Origin of the sequence: Arenibacter latericius DSM 15913, assembly GCF_000424985.1 — a bacterium.
Lineage (GTDB): Bacteria > Bacteroidota > Bacteroidia > Flavobacteriales > Flavobacteriaceae > Arenibacter > Arenibacter latericius.
The window spans coordinates 92,927-108,642 of record NZ_AUKX01000013.1 but is presented as its reverse complement, the minus strand read 5'-3'; the positions used below and the strand labels follow the sequence as shown (position 1 = coordinate 108,642).

At 37.7% G+C, this 15,716-nt stretch carries 12 protein-coding genes; 8 read left to right on the top strand and 4 right to left on the bottom strand.

Features of this window, described 5'->3' with window-relative positions; all coding sequences use genetic code 11:
- Window positions 1-75 precede the first annotated feature (75 nt).
- The 3 genes from H344_RS0108280 to H344_RS0108265 all read left to right on the top strand — a co-directional run bounded on the left by H344_RS0108280 (window position 76) and on the right by H344_RS0108265 (window position 6,525).
- On the top strand, window positions 76-1,620 hold the full coding sequence (locus H344_RS0108280) for an IS1182 family transposase (protein ID WP_026809899.1): 1,545 nt from the start codon (window positions 76-78) through the stop codon (window positions 1,618-1,620).
- 275 nt (window positions 1,621-1,895) lie between these two features.
- Entirely contained in the window at window positions 1,896-5,198 is a 3,303-nt protein-coding gene (locus H344_RS0108270; protein ID WP_026809898.1) for an amidohydrolase family protein, read from the top strand.
- A gap of 286 nt (window positions 5,199-5,484) precedes the next feature.
- Window positions 5,485-6,525: a proline iminopeptidase-family hydrolase gene (locus H344_RS0108265; protein ID WP_034256334.1), complete on the top strand. Its 1,041-nt coding sequence runs from the start codon at window positions 5,485-5,487 to the stop codon at window positions 6,523-6,525.
- 114 nt (window positions 6,526-6,639) lie between these two features.
- Here H344_RS0108265 and H344_RS0108260 read toward each other — a convergent pair whose 3' ends face one another.
- Complete coding sequence (locus tag H344_RS0108260; protein WP_026809896.1) at window positions 6,640-7,095, bottom strand: DUF4168 domain-containing protein; 456 nt, start codon at window positions 7,093-7,095, stop codon at window positions 6,640-6,642.
- A gap of 356 nt (window positions 7,096-7,451) precedes the next feature.
- Between H344_RS0108260 and H344_RS0108255 the strand changes: the two genes are divergently transcribed.
- Together H344_RS0108255 and H344_RS0108250 are read left to right on the top strand one after the other, a co-directional pair.
- Window positions 7,452-8,009, top strand: a complete 558-nt coding sequence (locus H344_RS0108255) for a YeeE/YedE family protein (RefSeq protein ID WP_026809895.1) — start codon at window positions 7,452-7,454, stop codon at window positions 8,007-8,009.
- A 119-nt stretch (window positions 8,010-8,128) separates the two neighbouring features.
- Window positions 8,129-8,542: a YeeE/YedE family protein gene (locus tag H344_RS0108250; protein WP_026809894.1), complete on the top strand. Its 414-nt coding sequence runs from the start codon at window positions 8,129-8,131 to the stop codon at window positions 8,540-8,542.
- A gap of 222 nt (window positions 8,543-8,764) precedes the next feature.
- On the opposite strand, the gene cydB is transcribed toward H344_RS0108250, so the two are convergent.
- Together cydB and H344_RS0108240 are read right to left on the bottom strand one after the other, a co-directional pair.
- On the bottom strand, window positions 8,765-9,841 hold the full coding sequence (gene cydB / locus H344_RS0108245; protein ID WP_026809893.1) for a cytochrome d ubiquinol oxidase subunit II: 1,077 nt from the start codon (window positions 9,839-9,841) through the stop codon (window positions 8,765-8,767).
- A gap of 3 nt (window positions 9,842-9,844) precedes the next feature.
- Window positions 9,845-11,185, bottom strand: coding sequence for a cytochrome ubiquinol oxidase subunit I (locus tag H344_RS0108240; protein WP_026809892.1), 1,341 nt, complete (start codon window positions 11,183-11,185; stop codon window positions 9,845-9,847).
- A gap of 243 nt (window positions 11,186-11,428) precedes the next feature.
- Between H344_RS0108240 and H344_RS0108235 the strand changes: the two genes are divergently transcribed.
- The 3 genes from H344_RS0108235 (at window position 11,429) to H344_RS0108225 (ending at window position 14,081) form a co-directional block, all read left to right on the top strand.
- Window positions 11,429-12,235, top strand: coding sequence for a sulfite exporter TauE/SafE family protein (locus tag H344_RS0108235; RefSeq protein WP_026809891.1), 807 nt, complete (start codon window positions 11,429-11,431; stop codon window positions 12,233-12,235).
- Between the two features lie 184 nt (window positions 12,236-12,419).
- The gene (locus tag H344_RS0108230; protein WP_026809890.1) at window positions 12,420-13,811 is read left to right on the top strand and encodes an MBL fold metallo-hydrolase; all 1,392 of its coding nucleotides are present in this window, start codon (window positions 12,420-12,422) and stop codon (window positions 13,809-13,811) included.
- 24 nt (window positions 13,812-13,835) lie between these two features.
- The gene (locus tag H344_RS0108225; protein ID WP_026809889.1) at window positions 13,836-14,081 is read left to right on the top strand and encodes a hypothetical protein; all 246 of its coding nucleotides are present in this window, start codon (window positions 13,836-13,838) and stop codon (window positions 14,079-14,081) included.
- A gap of 222 nt (window positions 14,082-14,303) precedes the next feature.
- Here the strand turns inward: H344_RS0108225 and H344_RS0108220 are convergent, their stop codons facing one another.
- Complete coding sequence (locus H344_RS0108220; protein ID WP_026809888.1) at window positions 14,304-15,617, bottom strand: serine hydrolase domain-containing protein; 1,314 nt, start codon at window positions 15,615-15,617, stop codon at window positions 14,304-14,306.
- Between the last annotated feature and the right edge of the window lie 99 nt (window positions 15,618-15,716).

Here is a 15,716-nt window from a genome sequence, read left to right as displayed (position 1 = left end):
GAGGCTGTCTAAAAAGGCAGCCTCTTTTTTGTGCTTTATATTTTAAGAAAAGTACTGTTTTTCGTATCTTAAGGTATGAAAAGAAAAGTTGCATGGAAGACCAACAGTCAGGCACAATTGAGTCTTCTTCCACCCAGTTATGATGATCTTGTTCCAGAGCACCATCCTGTACGTATCGTCAACAACATTTTGGACCAGATAGATATTACCTCCATAGAAAGAACCTATAAAGGCGGTGGCACCTCAAGCTATCATCCTCGGGATTTGCTCAAAATCTTAGTCTACGCCTACCTTCGCAACTTGTATTCATCCCGTAAGATCGAACAGGCATTGGGCGAGAATGTTCATTTCATGTGGCTCAGTGGCTGTATCCGGCCTGACCATAATACCATCAGTAATTTTCGTTCAGGAAAACTCAAAGGAAAGTTCAAAAAGATCTTTAACCAAGTTGTCATTCTGCTGGCAGAACAAGGCTACTTGAGTTTAAAAGACATCTTTGTCGATGGCACCAAGATCGAGGCCAATGCCAATCGTTATACTTTTGTGTGGGGAAAGAGCATCAAGACCTCACGCACGCGTATTGAAAATCAACTCAAGAGTTTATGGAGATATGTAGAGACCGTATATGCAGAGGAAGAACAAATGCCTAACCAGCCGGATAACTTTAAAGCAATAGACCCTAATGAAGTATCACAAACGATCGATAAGATCAACAAGGCACTTCAAGGGAAGGATATTGATAAAAAAGTAAGGCAAAAACTCAATTACGCCAAGAAGAACTGGCCAAAGAATATTGCCAAGTACAATACCTACGAGCAACAAATGGGCGGACGCAACTCCATGAGCAAGACGGATCCCGACGCGACCTTTATGAGGATGAAAGAGGACCACATGCTAAATGGTCAGCTCAAACCTGGGTACAATCTACAAGCAGCCACCAATAATCAGTTTATAGCAAACTATACCCTTGCACGGACCACGACAGATACTACCACACTTATCGGGCATACCGAAGATTTTATAGCAGGTTATGGAAAACCACCTGAGACACTAACGGCCGATGCAGGCTATGGAAGCGATGAAAACTACACCTACCTCGAAGATAATAACATTGAGGCCTTTGTGAAATACAATTACTTCCACAAGGAACAGTTGGATGAAAAACGTAGTAAGCACAAAAAACCATTTGCAGCGAATAGGCTCTTTTACAATAATGAAACAGACACCTATTATTGCCCCATGGGACAGTCCATGGAAAACATAGGAAGCTATGTAAAAAAGACTGCTAATGGATACCAGCAAAAAATAAACAGATACCAGGCTAAAAACTGTACAGGCTGTCAGCTTAGAAGCCTGTGCCATAAATCTCAAGGCAATCGGATCGTTGAGAGAAACCACAAGCTGGTCAGACTTAAAGCAATGGCGAAACAAAAGTTACTAAGTCCAGAAGGTATTGCTCACAGAAAACAAAGATGTTGGGATGTGGAGGCAGTATTTGGCAACATAAAACACAATATGAACTTTAGAAGGTTTATGTTAAGAGGTCTGGATAAAGTAGAAACAGAAATAGGTCTAATTGCAATGGCGCACAACCTTAAAAAAGTGAGTTTAGCGATGTAAGAATCGCTTTGACTCATTTTAACTAGCCACTAATCACCTAATTAACAAACCAAGATCAAAATAATATCAGAAAAACCAAAAAATAAAAGGTCGCCTAAATAGTTTTTAGACGACCTCTTTTTTGGATAAAAATCAAAAGCCTCCTGAAGGATTGACGAAAACCAGCTAGAAATAGCTGGTTTTCTCATTTTATGGAAATCCAAATATGAAAACAGGCTAATCACAATACTATTAAGTATTTTTGAAAAATCTATTTAAAACTTCTATTGAATACAATGAAAAATTATTTTCTATTAGCCTTACTTCTTCTTAATGGACTAACCTCCTATTCTCAGGAGAAAGAAGAAGCAAAAAAAGAAAGCTGGGATGTATCCGAACCAGCACTACCCTACAAAACAGTTACTATTACCTCAGATGAGGGGTCTTGGATGAGCCTAGATGTAAGTCCAGATGGCAGTCAGATTGTTTTTGATATGCTGGGCGATATTTATACCATGCCTATCACGGGTGGTGATGCCACCTTAATTAGAGGCGGAAATGCCTTTGAGGTACAACCTAGATATAGTCCCGACGGAAAGAGTATAAGCTTTACTAGTGATGCTGGTGGCGGAGATAATATATGGATTATGAATACCGATGGTTCCGAAGCCAAGCAAATTACCAAGGAAGATTTTAGATTGGTAAACAATCCCGTATGGTCTGCTGACGGAAATTACATTTTCTGCAGAAAACATTTTACTGCCTCCCGATCCTTAGGGGCCGGAGAAATTTGGATGTACCATAAATCTGGCGGAAAGGGAATTCAACTTACAAAAAAGAAAAACGACCAACAAGATGTTGGTGAGCCATGGGCATCCCCAGATGGTAAATATGTTTACTACAGTGAGGATGTATATCCCGGTGGTTTTTTTCAATACAATAAAGACCCTAACAGTCAGATCTATGCTATTAGCAGATACAACTTAGAAAATGGGAAGATAGAAAGAGTAACTGGAGGTCCTGGTGGTGCCATTCGTCCCGTTACCTCTCATGATGGAAAGGTATTAGCCTTTATAAAAAGAGTAAGGGAAAAAACCGTGCTCTACCTCCATGATCTTGCAACCGGAAAAGAATGGCCTATATATGACCAACTTAGTAAAGACCATCAAGAAGCATGGGCAATATTTGGACCTTACACCGGATTCAATTTTACTCCAGATGATAAGCATATTGTTATCTGGGCACAGGGGAAAATCAAAAAAATAGACGTTAATTCCCTAGAAGTTAAAGACATTCCTTTTTCAGCAACTGCAGAGCACAAGCTGGTAAATGCTTTACGATTTAAAAATGACCCTTCCCCAGAAACCTTTAATCCAAAAGCCATTCGCAATGCGGTAACCTCCCCTGATGGGAAAACCTTAATCTTTAATGCTGCTGGATATTTATGGAAAAAATCACTTCCTAATGGCACAGCAAAACGACTTACCACAGGAACGGATTTAGAATTTGAGCCTTCATTTTCTAAGGATGGTAAACACCTGGTTTATGTAACTTGGAATGATGAAAATATGGGGGCCATTCAAAGATTAGATTTAACTTCTAACAGAAATAAACCTCAAAAACTAACTAGCGAGAAAGCCATTTATAGGGTGCCGTCATTTTCTCCTAAAGACAATAACCTTATTGTATATAGGGAAGAAAGTGGAAATGGCAACCAAGGTTATGTAAATACCAAAGAACCCGGGATTTATCTACTAGAAGTTAATCACAATAGAAGATCTGGATATAACTCCACAAAAAAACTGGTAACAAAAGAAGGAGAATATCCTACCTTCAACAAGGATGCAAGTAGAATTTACTACCAAACCGGAGGGTATCTATTTGGATCTCTGACCAAAACTCTAAAATCTGTGAATTTAGATGGTAAAGATGCTAGAGAATTAGTGAAATCTAAATATGCACAGAGAATTATACCAAGTCCAGACGATAACTGGATAGCCTTCTCCAACTTATACAAAGTGTATATTGCCGCACTACCCGTGACTGGCAACACTATTGAATTGGACGGAAAATCTACCAATGTTCCCGTGGCTCAAGTAGCTCGTGATGCTGGAATTAATTTGCATTGGTCTGCCAATAGCGACCAGCTTAATTGGACTTTAGGAGATGAATATTTCAGTACGCCTATAAATCAAAAATTCACCTTTTTGGATGGTGCTCCTGATACCGCATCAAAAATGGATACTGTGGGAATTAAAATCAACCTAAGTCTACCTACCGATAAACCCGAGGGGCTTATAGCTCTTACAGGAGCCAGAATTATTACTATGAATAATGATGAAGTTATAGAAAATGGCACCATCTTAATTGACGAAAATAAAATTCTAAGTATTGGTGGGAAGAATTCTGTAAACATACCTGCTAATGCTAAGATCATAGATGTTAGTGGAAAAACAATTATGCCAGGATTAATAGACGTACACGCTCATCTTGGACATTTTAGATTTGGTCTTAGTCCTCAAAAACACTGGCAATATTATACCAATTTAGCTTATGGGGTAACTACCACACATGACCCTTCTGCTAATACGGAGATGGTTTTCTCACAATCGGAGATGGTAAAAGCCGGAAACATGGTTGGACCCAGAATTTTTTCTACTGGAGCCATTTTGTACGGAGCAGATGGAGATTTTAAAGCTACCGTAAACAATTTAGACGATGCACGGTCTGCCATTCATAGAACAAAAGCATTTGGCGCTTTTTCAGTTAAAAGCTATAACCAGCCGAGAAGGAATCAAAGGCAGCAGATAATTAAAGCAGCCCATGACAAGGGAATTGCTGTAGTACCTGAAGGAGGATCTACTTTCTTCCACAATATGTCTATGATTTTAGACGGACATACAGGGATAGAGCATAACATTCCCGTGGCCGATATCCACAAGGACGTTATTCAATTATGGGCCGCTAGTGAAACAGGCTATACCCCTACCCTTATTGTTAACTACGGCGGATTAAATGGAGAATATTTCTGGTACCAGACCACCAATGTATGGGAAGATGAAAAGCTTTTAAAATATACTCCAAGGGGTATTATAGACTCTCGTTCCAGACATCGTACCATGGCGCCTATGAAAGAATATGAAAACGGTCATATCCTAGTTTCAAAAAGTGCGAAAAAATTATCCGATGCAGGCGTTAAGGTTAATTTGGGTGCACATGGACAGATACAAGGTATTGGTGCGCATTGGGAACTTTGGATGCTAGCACAAGGCGGCATGACCAATATGGAGGCATTAAAAGCAGCCACCATCAATGGAGCACATTACCTAGGAATGGACGATTATTTAGGTGTGCTACAACCTGGAATGTTAGCCGATTTAATCGTGCTAGATAAAAATCCACTTGAAGATATAGAACACTCCAACTCTGTAATCTACACCATGATTAACGGTAGATTATACGATACGGAAACAATGAACGAAATTGGAAACGAAGAAAAGCCTAGAGGCCCTTTTTATTGGGAAATGAACGACTATGCGCCTGCTTTTGATTGGCATGGAGAAACCACAACAGGATGCTCTTGTGAAGCAGGTCACTAAAACTAGAGGTATTTAGTTTCTATATCGAGCTCCCTGCTTAAAAGGTAAAGCAAAGCTGCCTTAGGGATTGCAGGAAAGCTATGTAAACAAGGATTCAAAGAGAATGGTTATTACATTCTCTTTGAATCCTTTACTTTTTTAATCAATCTCTTCTTAGTAAGCCTACTAAATCCCAGATTTAGAACAACTTATCTTTTTTACTATCTTTACTAGAAGCCATTTCTAAATTAAAGCTTTTGTAGAATTTAGGTTAGCTCTTATATAAAAACCAATTAATCACTATACCATGAGAAACGCAATCCTCCTTCTTTCCTTGTTCTTAGGACTCTCGAGCTGCAAAAACAACAAAGAAACCAAAACAACCAACTCGGATTCTAAATCCCTCGAAATTGCCAATAACAATAATGAAGGGGTAAAAATGATTCCCATTAAGACTCCTGTGGGAGAGTTTAAGGTGTGGACCAAGAAAATGGGCGATAATCCCACCATGAAAGTATTATTGTTACATGGTGGTCCTGGTGCCACTCATGAATATTTTAAAATTTTTGACGATTACTTTCCTGCAGCTAATATAGAATACTATTATTATGACCAATTGGAATCTGCCCACTCAGACCAGCCCAACAATAAAGAGTTATGGAGCGTAGAAAGGTACGTAGATGAAGTAGAGCAGGTAAGAAAAGCACTAGGGTTAAACAAGGATAATTTCTACCTCTTGGGCAGTTCTTGGGGAGGTCTATTGTCTATGGAATACGCTCTAAAGTATCAGGACAATCTAAAAGGATTGATTATTTCCAATATGATGGCCTCTATCCCAGATTATATCACTTATGCCAATGAGGTACTTGCTCCTCAACTAGATCCAGAGGTTCTGGCCGAAATAAGAGCCTTGGAGGCACAGGAAGATTATGCCAATCCCCGGTATACAGAACTAATCCACACCCATTATTACCCCAAACATGTGCTACGGTTGCCGTTGGACGAATGGCCAAATGATGTTAACAAAGCCATGTCCAATATAAATGAGGACCTTTATGTTACCATGCAGGGACCTAGCGAATTTGGCGTAGTGGGCGATGCTAAATTAAAAGACTGGGACATTACCTCCGAGTTATCCAAAATTACCGTTCCCACCCTCACCATAGGAGGAGAATACGATACCATGGACCCTAAACACATGGCATGGATGGCCACAGAGGTGCAAAACGGACAATACCTTCATTGCCCAAATGGAAGTCATTTTGCCATGCATGATGATGCTGAGAATTATTTTAGAGGGGTAATAAAGTTTATTAAAAAGGTGGACCAAGAAAGTCAAACTCAATAAACCAGCTATCCTTTTAGCATATAATCACCTTACACAACCTGTATTTTAAATAAGGTCAACAAAAAAGGAGAGGCTAACAATTGCCTCTCCTTTTTTATTGGTCTATCATTTAGACTAACCTTGACTTTTCACCATAATAGCCTGTAATCTTTCTTGCAAAGAGCGGTCTTGCTGTATTTCCTTAGCCAGCGCTTCAAATTGCTCCATCGTCATTCCAGTAGAAGTTATTTCCTCATTAATTTTCTTCTCTAATTCCGGTTGCATTTTCTCTATTTTAGAAAGGGCTTTCTTATGCAGTTCCATCTCCTCTTTGGTAGCTTCTACTTCCTTATTAGGATCCATGGAAGCTTGCTGAATTTCACTAAAGCGCTTTACTTCTATCCCCTCCTCCTCTATGGCTTTCATCATAGTTTGCTGGGTCACTTGTTGTTGTATCTGTAACTTTTGATAGGCAGTTGCAAACCTGGTCAATTCCGCATCAGAAACACTAGTTCCTTGGGCAGACAGTCCAATTGTCCCCAACAACGCTACAAATAAAAACACACTTTTAACTCTTACTGATTTAAACATAAATTATTTTTAAAGTTTATATTAGATTGACTTTTTTGGGGATCATATGTCCCACCTAATTAGCCTTTTTAAGGTTAATTCCATCAATCTTCTAGTAATCAAAGCTAAAGGCCTTACAATTCCCATCAAATTAAAACCAACAAATTAACGTTAAAACAAGGTGTTTTTAATATAATTTTATGATTCTTACAGCATATCTCTTCGTTTAATTTAGAAAAAATCACCCTTACTAACATTTATTACTACTACTCTGAAATGATAATTGTAAAATATGATGAAGTCTTTGTAACCAAAGTAACATATCATCTATTTAAAAAGAATGATATTTGCAGTCCTTTTAAATATTACAATTAATTATGGAATGGATTTTAGAACCTTGGCCTTGGTATGTAAGTGGCCCCTTGATAGCTATAACCATGTTTACCCTTCTCTATGTAGGTAGAAACTTTGGAATGTCTTCTAACTTAAGAACCCTATGCGCCATGGGTGGAGCTGGTAAAACTAGTAATTTCTTTCAGTTCGATTGGAAAACCCAAAGATGGAACTTACTGGTAATGATAGGAGCTATTATTGGCGGATTTGTAGGATCACAGTATTTATCAGAAAATCAGGTTCCCGACCTCAATCCCAAAACAATTGAGCAGTTAAAAGCCTCAGGTTTTGAGAGTGCCGGAACCACCTATGTACCCACCGAATTATTTGGAGACGATGCATTTTCTTCTCCTACAACAATAATTTTATTGTTGATTGGCGGATTACTAGTTGGCTTTGGAGCACGTTATGCGGGTGGATGTACTTCTGGGCACTCTATTTCAGGTATAAGCAACTTACAAATGCCCTCGCTCATTGCTACCATTGGCTTTTTTATAGGCGGATTGATTATGATTCATTTAATCTTCCCGTTTATATTTTAGTTGATATTATTAACCCGTTTTAAAAACTTATCCAGTATGGAAAACAGCATTAAAATAGTGCTATTTCAAGGGTAAGTATAACAAACAGAACACCATTTAATTTTTAACGCATATCTACAATGAGAAATATAGTTTTCCCAATCATAGGAGTATTCTTTGGAATAGTGATGTATAAATCGGAAGCAGCATCCTGGTTCCGCATCTATGAAATGTTCAACTTTCAATCCATACATATGTACGGCCTAATGGGATCTGCACTTATAGTAGGGATTATTATAGTGCAGTTTATAAAAAGAAATAACATAAAAGATATCAACGGTAATCCTATTGTAATTGCTGATAAGGACAAAAGCATCTCCCGTTATTTAATTGGAGGAATTCTGTTCGGGTTAGGCTGGGCTTTAGCAGGAGCTTGTCCAGGACCTATGTTTGTATTAACAGGTGCAGGTTATTTCCCTATTTTGATCGTAATTTTTGGAGCGGTATTAGGTACCTGGATCTATGGTATGTTAAGACATAAATTACCGCATTAGTTAGTTTAAACTCCCTATAATCTTAAACGGAATATAACAGTCAGAATTTAGTTTTAGAAGCTAATATTGAGTTTCTAATTCAGCACCTTCCCTCCCCAAGGAAGGTGCTTTTATTTGTACTAAAGTGATTTTACAATGAAAACCATCAACACGGTATCTGTATATTTAAACGGTAAACTTCACTAATGGTAGATTACATCAACCTTAGCAATACCAGACATTTTAGTGATCTCCATATCCAACATCATCCATCTTTCCTTTAAACACCCTAAATTGGATTACAGTGTACAGTATCACAAGAATTGCTGCTATAACAAACCAGTATACCCCTACAGAAAGTCCATACTCCGGGGCCGCCATGTTCTGAACGGTTAAAGAAGGATTTACCCCATTGGTAGAGGGTAATAAGTTAGGGAACATGGAGGCTACTGTTGTTGCAAAGCTCCCAAAAATAAACATGGCAGAAAACAAAAAACCTGTCAGATCCTTTTTAAACTTTTTTATCCAAAACTGTCCCAATAAGCCAATAGCCGCCATAATAGGAAACACCCATAACCAATAATGTGTTCTTAAATTAACTAAGGGAAATGGCTTTACAAAATGCCACAAACTAGCAGAAAGAAGTACTAGACCTAATAAAACAAAATTAAGTTTATAGATAACATTTCTTAATCGTGCATTTAAGTGTGTTGATGTTTTAAAAATTACCCAATTAGCCCCGTGTATGGTAAGAGTTACCACCGCAACTATACCAAGTAAAACCGTAAACCAGTCAATAACCCCCTGCTGCTCTGCTAGCGGATCTAAGGTGGGATTCCATAGTGCTAGAAAGAAGTAATGAGACTCTTGGGTAGACACACCATTCTCTACCATTCCCAGGTTTACACCACGAACTACATTTCCTAAAGCAACACCAAAAAACAGTGCTAATAAAAGGCTTGCTATGCCAAAAGCTTTATCCCATAATTTCTCCCATAACCTATTATGTATTTGGCCTCTTAATTCCAACCCAATAGCTCGGAAGATAAGCAACCAGAGTACCATTATCAGTGGTAAATAAAATCCACTAAACGCCGATGCATATAAGGTAGGAAAGGCAAAAAACAACACACCCCCTACTGCGATAAGCCATACTTCATTAGCATCCCAAAAAGGACCTATTGCATTGGTTACCGCCTTTTTCTCTTCCTCGGATTTAGTGAAAAACAAATGAACGATGCCTGCACCAAAGTCATAACCATCTAAAATTACGTAAACGGCCAACATGAACATCAACACTACAAACCAAAATATTTCCATAGCTTATTGTTTTAAAACGATTGGAGCTTCAGGTCCCTTTCTGACAATTTTTGCTACCAACAAAAGAAATAACAATCCAAGAAGCAGATATAAGCCTACAAACCCAAGTAGGGTAAACAATGCATTCCCAGACGATACCGTAGGGGAAATACCATCTCTCATTAACATTAAGTTATAAACCAACCACGGTTGCCTTCCCAATTCTGCTGTATACCACCCTGCTGTATTAGCAATGTATGGGAATGGAATCATAAACATGAGCACCCAGAGTAGCCACTTTGTTTGATACAATCTGTTTTTCCACAGTAAAAAAGTGGCCAGCACCATAATACCAATAAAGATTGTTCCTAGCCCAACCATAATATGATACGCATAATACAAACCTGGAACATTGGTGGGGTGAAGCGACTCATCAAACTCATTCAACCCTTTAATTTCGGCATCCCATCGTTGGTAGGTTAGAAAGCTTAAAATATTAGGAACGGCTATTTTGTTATCTATCTTTTTATTGATCATATCGGGTTGCCCCACCAATATTATTTCTGCTCCTCCTTTTTCTGTCTCAAATATACCTTCCATTGCTGCGAAGGTTACTGGCTGATATTTAACTACATTTTTAGCAGCCCAATCCCCTGTAGGAAACGCTACTATAATCGAAGAAATCAATCCAAAAATCACCCCAGTTTTCACGAATAATTTACCGAAACGACTATGCTTATTGCTCAGAAGGTAAAAAGCCCCTATAGCAGCTACAAAGAAGGAACTAGTTATAAGTGAACCTGCCTGATTGTGTAAATAAGATGGCCATAACCAAGGGTTACTAAACAAAGCACTAAAGTTATTGAGTACAAATTTTCCATTTTCAAGGATTTCATAACCTACCGGATGCTGCATCCAAGAGTGCGTAGCAATGATTAAAAAACCACTAGCCCAGGACCCAATAAAAACTAACAACCCCGTAAGAAAATGAAGTCGGTGCCCTAAGAGTTTTTCTCCAAAAATGAACATTCCTAGAAATGAAGATTCCAAAAAGAAGGAAAACATTCCTTCCATAGCTAAAGTTTGTCCAATGACACTACCAGTAAGTTCAGAAAATTTAGCCCAATTAGTGCCAAACTGAAATTCCATTGGAATCCCTGTAACAACACCCATAGCAAAATTGAGTGCAAATATTTTCATCCAAAATTTAGAAGCGTGATTGTAGTCCTCATTCTCAGTCCGCAAAAACTTCCATTTAAAATAAACAATCATCAGGGAGAGCCCCATAGTAAGCTGTGGAAACAAATAGTGAAAGGTAATTGTAAAGGCAAATTGAAGCCTATTGTAAAGAATCATATCCTCCATAGTGGAAATACTTTGTTTATTTAATTACTAGCCTTTCGCTCATTCTCAATAAAAGTCATGGAAATAGACCTATACAAATATAATGTAAAACAGCCATGTGGACGATTAGACGCTTCTTAGATATCTAAACAATTATATTTCTTTATATTAATTAGACTAGTGAAATCCCTCTGTAACCAATGTTACTGTGCATAGAGAAAAGGAGTACTAATTTCGCATTCATAAAATAACACCTTTTTTATCATGGAAATTTCACAACTTATAGGATATGCTCTTGCCGTATTAGTAGGAATCTCTTTAGGTCTTATAGGAAGCGGAGGATCTATATTAACAGTCCCTATTTTAGTTTATATCATGGCAGTTGAACCGGTATTGGCAACGGCGTACTCCCTTTTTGTAGTAGGCACCACCTCACTTGTTGGCGGCATACAAAATGCATTTCAAAAAAAGGTAGATTATAAAACAGTGCTTATTTTCGGTATTCCTTCTATTATTTCCGTATATATAACTAGAGCTTTTTTAGTACCTATAATTCCGGATGTACTATTTTCTATTGGAGAATTCCATTTCACCAAATCAATTGCTTTAATGGTGCTTTTTGCCATTGTAATGATATTAGCCTCTATCTCCATGATTCGCCCATGCCCCAAGTGTAACGATACCAATTCAGAAAAAATCATATATAACTATCCAATGATCTTGTTAGAAGGAACGGTAGTTGGAATTCTTACCGGATTGGTTGGTGCAGGCGGTGGATTTTTAATCATTCCCGCACTAGTACTATTAGCAAAGATGCCCATGAAATTAGCGGTAGGTACCTCCCTCTTTATCATTGCAGCAAAGTCACTTTTAGGTTTTATTGGAGACCTACAGGGAGATGAGGTGATAGACTGGCTAATGCTATCAACTTTTACTGGCCTATCTGTAGTGGGCATATTTATAGGTATCTTTCTATCTAAAAAAGTAGGAGGAAGTCGACTTAAAGTAGGGTTTGGTTGGTTTGTACTGCTTATGGGAATCTATGTACTCATCAAAGAATTGTTCTTTTAAATAAAGGGTTTTTCCAACTAAATAAAATATTCTATGTAACCTAAGTTACTTTATAAGTGAAAAACAGTTGGTATTTTTACTGTATGACTAAATATCTAAAAAATACCCCCTAGACAAAATATCATTAACTAATAGGTTAGGGAATTAGATTATAAAAACAATAAATAATTAAAAGAAATAAGATATGTTTTTTCAACACGTATATGATAAAAGTTTAGCGCAAGCGAGCTACTTTATAGGATGTCAAGCAAAAAATGAAGCCATTGTTATAGATGCTCAAAGAGATATTGATGTATACCTAGAAATTGCTGAACAGAACAATATGAAAATTACTCATATTGCTGAAACCCATATTCATGCAGATTTCCTCTCTGGATCTAGGGAGTTGGCAGCCGTTACCGGAGGCGCACTATACTTATCCGATGAAGGTGGTGAGGATTGGCAGTACCAGTTCCCCCATGAAGGATTAAAACATGGCGATAAAATTACCGTTGGCAACCTAAGTTTAGAGGTATTGCACACTCCTGGTCACACACCAGAAAGTATAAGTTTTCTACTGACAGACCACCCAGCTACAGATGAACCTGTGATGATTTTTACGGGCGACTTTGTTTTTGTAGGAGATGTAGGTAGACCTGATTTGTTGGAGAAAGCTGCCGGATTAAAGGGTACGCAAGAGAAGGGCGCTAAGCAAATGTTTGAGTCTATACAGCGATTTGCAGAACTCCCCGCTCACATCCAGGTTTGGCCTGGTCACGGTGCCGGATCAGCTTGCGGAAAGGCTCTAGGAGCCGTACCAAGCTCTACCGTAGGATACGAGAAGATTCGAAATTGGGCATTCCAATATGAAGGTGATGAAAGGGGTTTTACCAATAACCTTTTAGAAGGGCAACCAGAGCCACCAAAGTATTTTGCGATGATGAAGCATCTGAACAAAGTGAATCGTCCTTTATTGGTAGAAGTTCCAAAGCATCCCAAATTAGATAAAGAAGCGTTCTTAACGGCATATGAAAATGGACTTAAAATTATAGATGCTCGTGATAAAACAGAATTCGCTAAAGGATTTATTCCAGGAAGTATCAATATTCAAGGAAACAACTCCTTCGCTACTTGGGCTGGGTGGATCTTAAATTACCAAGAACAGTTTGTATTGGTAGCAGACGACCACCAAATGGAAGATCTTACTAGAAAACTAATGCGTATTGGTTTAGATAATATCTACGGTTATATTTCAGAAGTAGACAATTTAGGATTAGAACTCCAAACAGCAGATGTAATCGATATTGAATCTTTTAAATCTTACCTAGGAAATAAGAACGTACAGATAGTAGATGTTCGCGGGGCAAGTGAATATAAAACGGCACACGTAGAGGGTGCAGATAATGTTTTTGTGGGTACACTTCAAGACAACCTAGATAAAATAAGTAAGGACAAACAAGTGGTTATTCACTGCCAAAGTGGGGATAGGGCTACCACTGCTTATTCGTTATTGAGAAAAAATGGCTTTGATAAAGTGAAAAACTATTCGGGAGGAATGAAAGAATGGTTAGAAAAAGGCAACAAAGTTGCCCAATAAATTCAGGTTTAAGGAAAACTAGAAATGATAAACAATATTCGTAATAATTGGAACCTATTTCGCTTCATTAGATTGGCAATTGGCCTCTACCTTTTAATTGACGGAGTAAGAACAGGAATGTGGATGTTAATTGCCATAGGCGTTGCCTTTACTGTGATGCCTCTACTGAACATTGGCTGCTGTGCTACGGGAAACTGTTCCGTTTCACCTACAAATGAAAATAGATCTAATTCAGAAGAGCTTACATATGAAGAGGTAAAGTCTAAATAGTTATCATTCTTAATAGGGTTTCTTAATGGCAACAGGTGACAACGATACTTTATTAACTCTTAGCATCTAGACAAATGCTTATGAATTTAAGAAAGACCTTCCTATTCGATGCTGTAGTAGGAAGGTCTTTTATTAAAAATCAAAATATATGCAGACAACCTTTTTGGTTGAAGAGTAATTTTCCGTCCGATTGATCAAATGGAATTTTGTTACCTCAACAATCTATTCTTTGGTAAGTACAAAAACGCCTCCTCCTTGTTTAAGGGTCATTTGATTGTTTGCAGGATCAAATTCCATAACAATCCCTGCTTGATCAAATTTAAACTTATCCTTTTCCGTAGCATCTAAATTAAATGAAGGCTGACCTGTTGCTTGTGCCATTAAAATAGCACCCGATTTAGTAATGGATATTTTTAAGGGAAAACTAGGACTAGAATATACCCCTAGATACATCTCTAAATCATCTGAGCTAACTTCATATGTTTCAAAGGATGGCACGGTAAAATCCCTATTAAAAAGAGCGCTTAATAAGGCTATAGCTATATCATTATTATTAAAATTAGAACCATTGGAGGTTAAAGCAAAAGCACTTTTCTCTTCTGGAAAATACCCAAACATAGAACTAAACCCGTCTATTCCCCCGGTATGCCCAAAACTATATTTTTCATAGAACGGCATTTTAAATAGCCCCATCCCATAGTTATCTTTAAGTGTTTGCATTTGTGTCACACTCTCCTCAGAAATAATTTTGTAATTAAAAAGTGCTTCTGCAAAAAGTAAAATATCCGTTGGAGTAGATACTATTCCTCCTGCTCCTAAAGGAATAGACATGTCCGTTTCTGATTGTTTCTCCCAGTCTCCCTTATACGAATTAGCTTCATTTTTTTCAATATCGATTTTACCACCGAAATAGGTGTTTTTCAACCCAATTGGATCAACAATCTTTTCACTTAAAATCTCAGCGAACGACTTTTTATAAAGTTTTTCAAGAATAAAGGAAAGAAGAACATAATTAGAATTGCTGTACTCAGATTTAGAATTGGGCTCAAAAGCGCTGTCATATTTTGAAATAATGGACAGCATCTCCTCTTCACTTTTAGGTTCGGTATTGTACTCCAAATACGCTTCGTCATTGGTAAAGTTATAAATTCCACTTCTGTGGTTTAATAAATTAGCAATTGTAATTAAATTACTGTTCTTTACCGTTGGAAAATAGCCCTCAATGGTTTGCTCCAATTTTATCTTACCTTCCTCAATTGCTCTAAATACTAGGGCAGCCGTAAACGTTTTTGAAATAGACCCGATTCTATATTTTGTATTATCATCTGGCTTTTTCTTTGTTTCAATATCGGAAAAACCAATTTGTTTGGTGTAAATGATCTCCCCATCTTTCTTAAGGGAAACGCTCCCCATAAACTTATTGTTTTCCTCTAAAGCATTGAAGTAGTCATCTAGTTTTACACTATCAATAGTTTGGGATATACTTACCTGCAATGACAAGGCCGCAAGGAATAATAAGATGAATTTCTTTTTCATTTGTTTGGTTTTTAAAGTTGCTACGGTTACTACGACTGATTATCTATCGTCAGAATAATAGCGTTTTATTTAAAGATGTTCACCATAGCCTATTCCTCC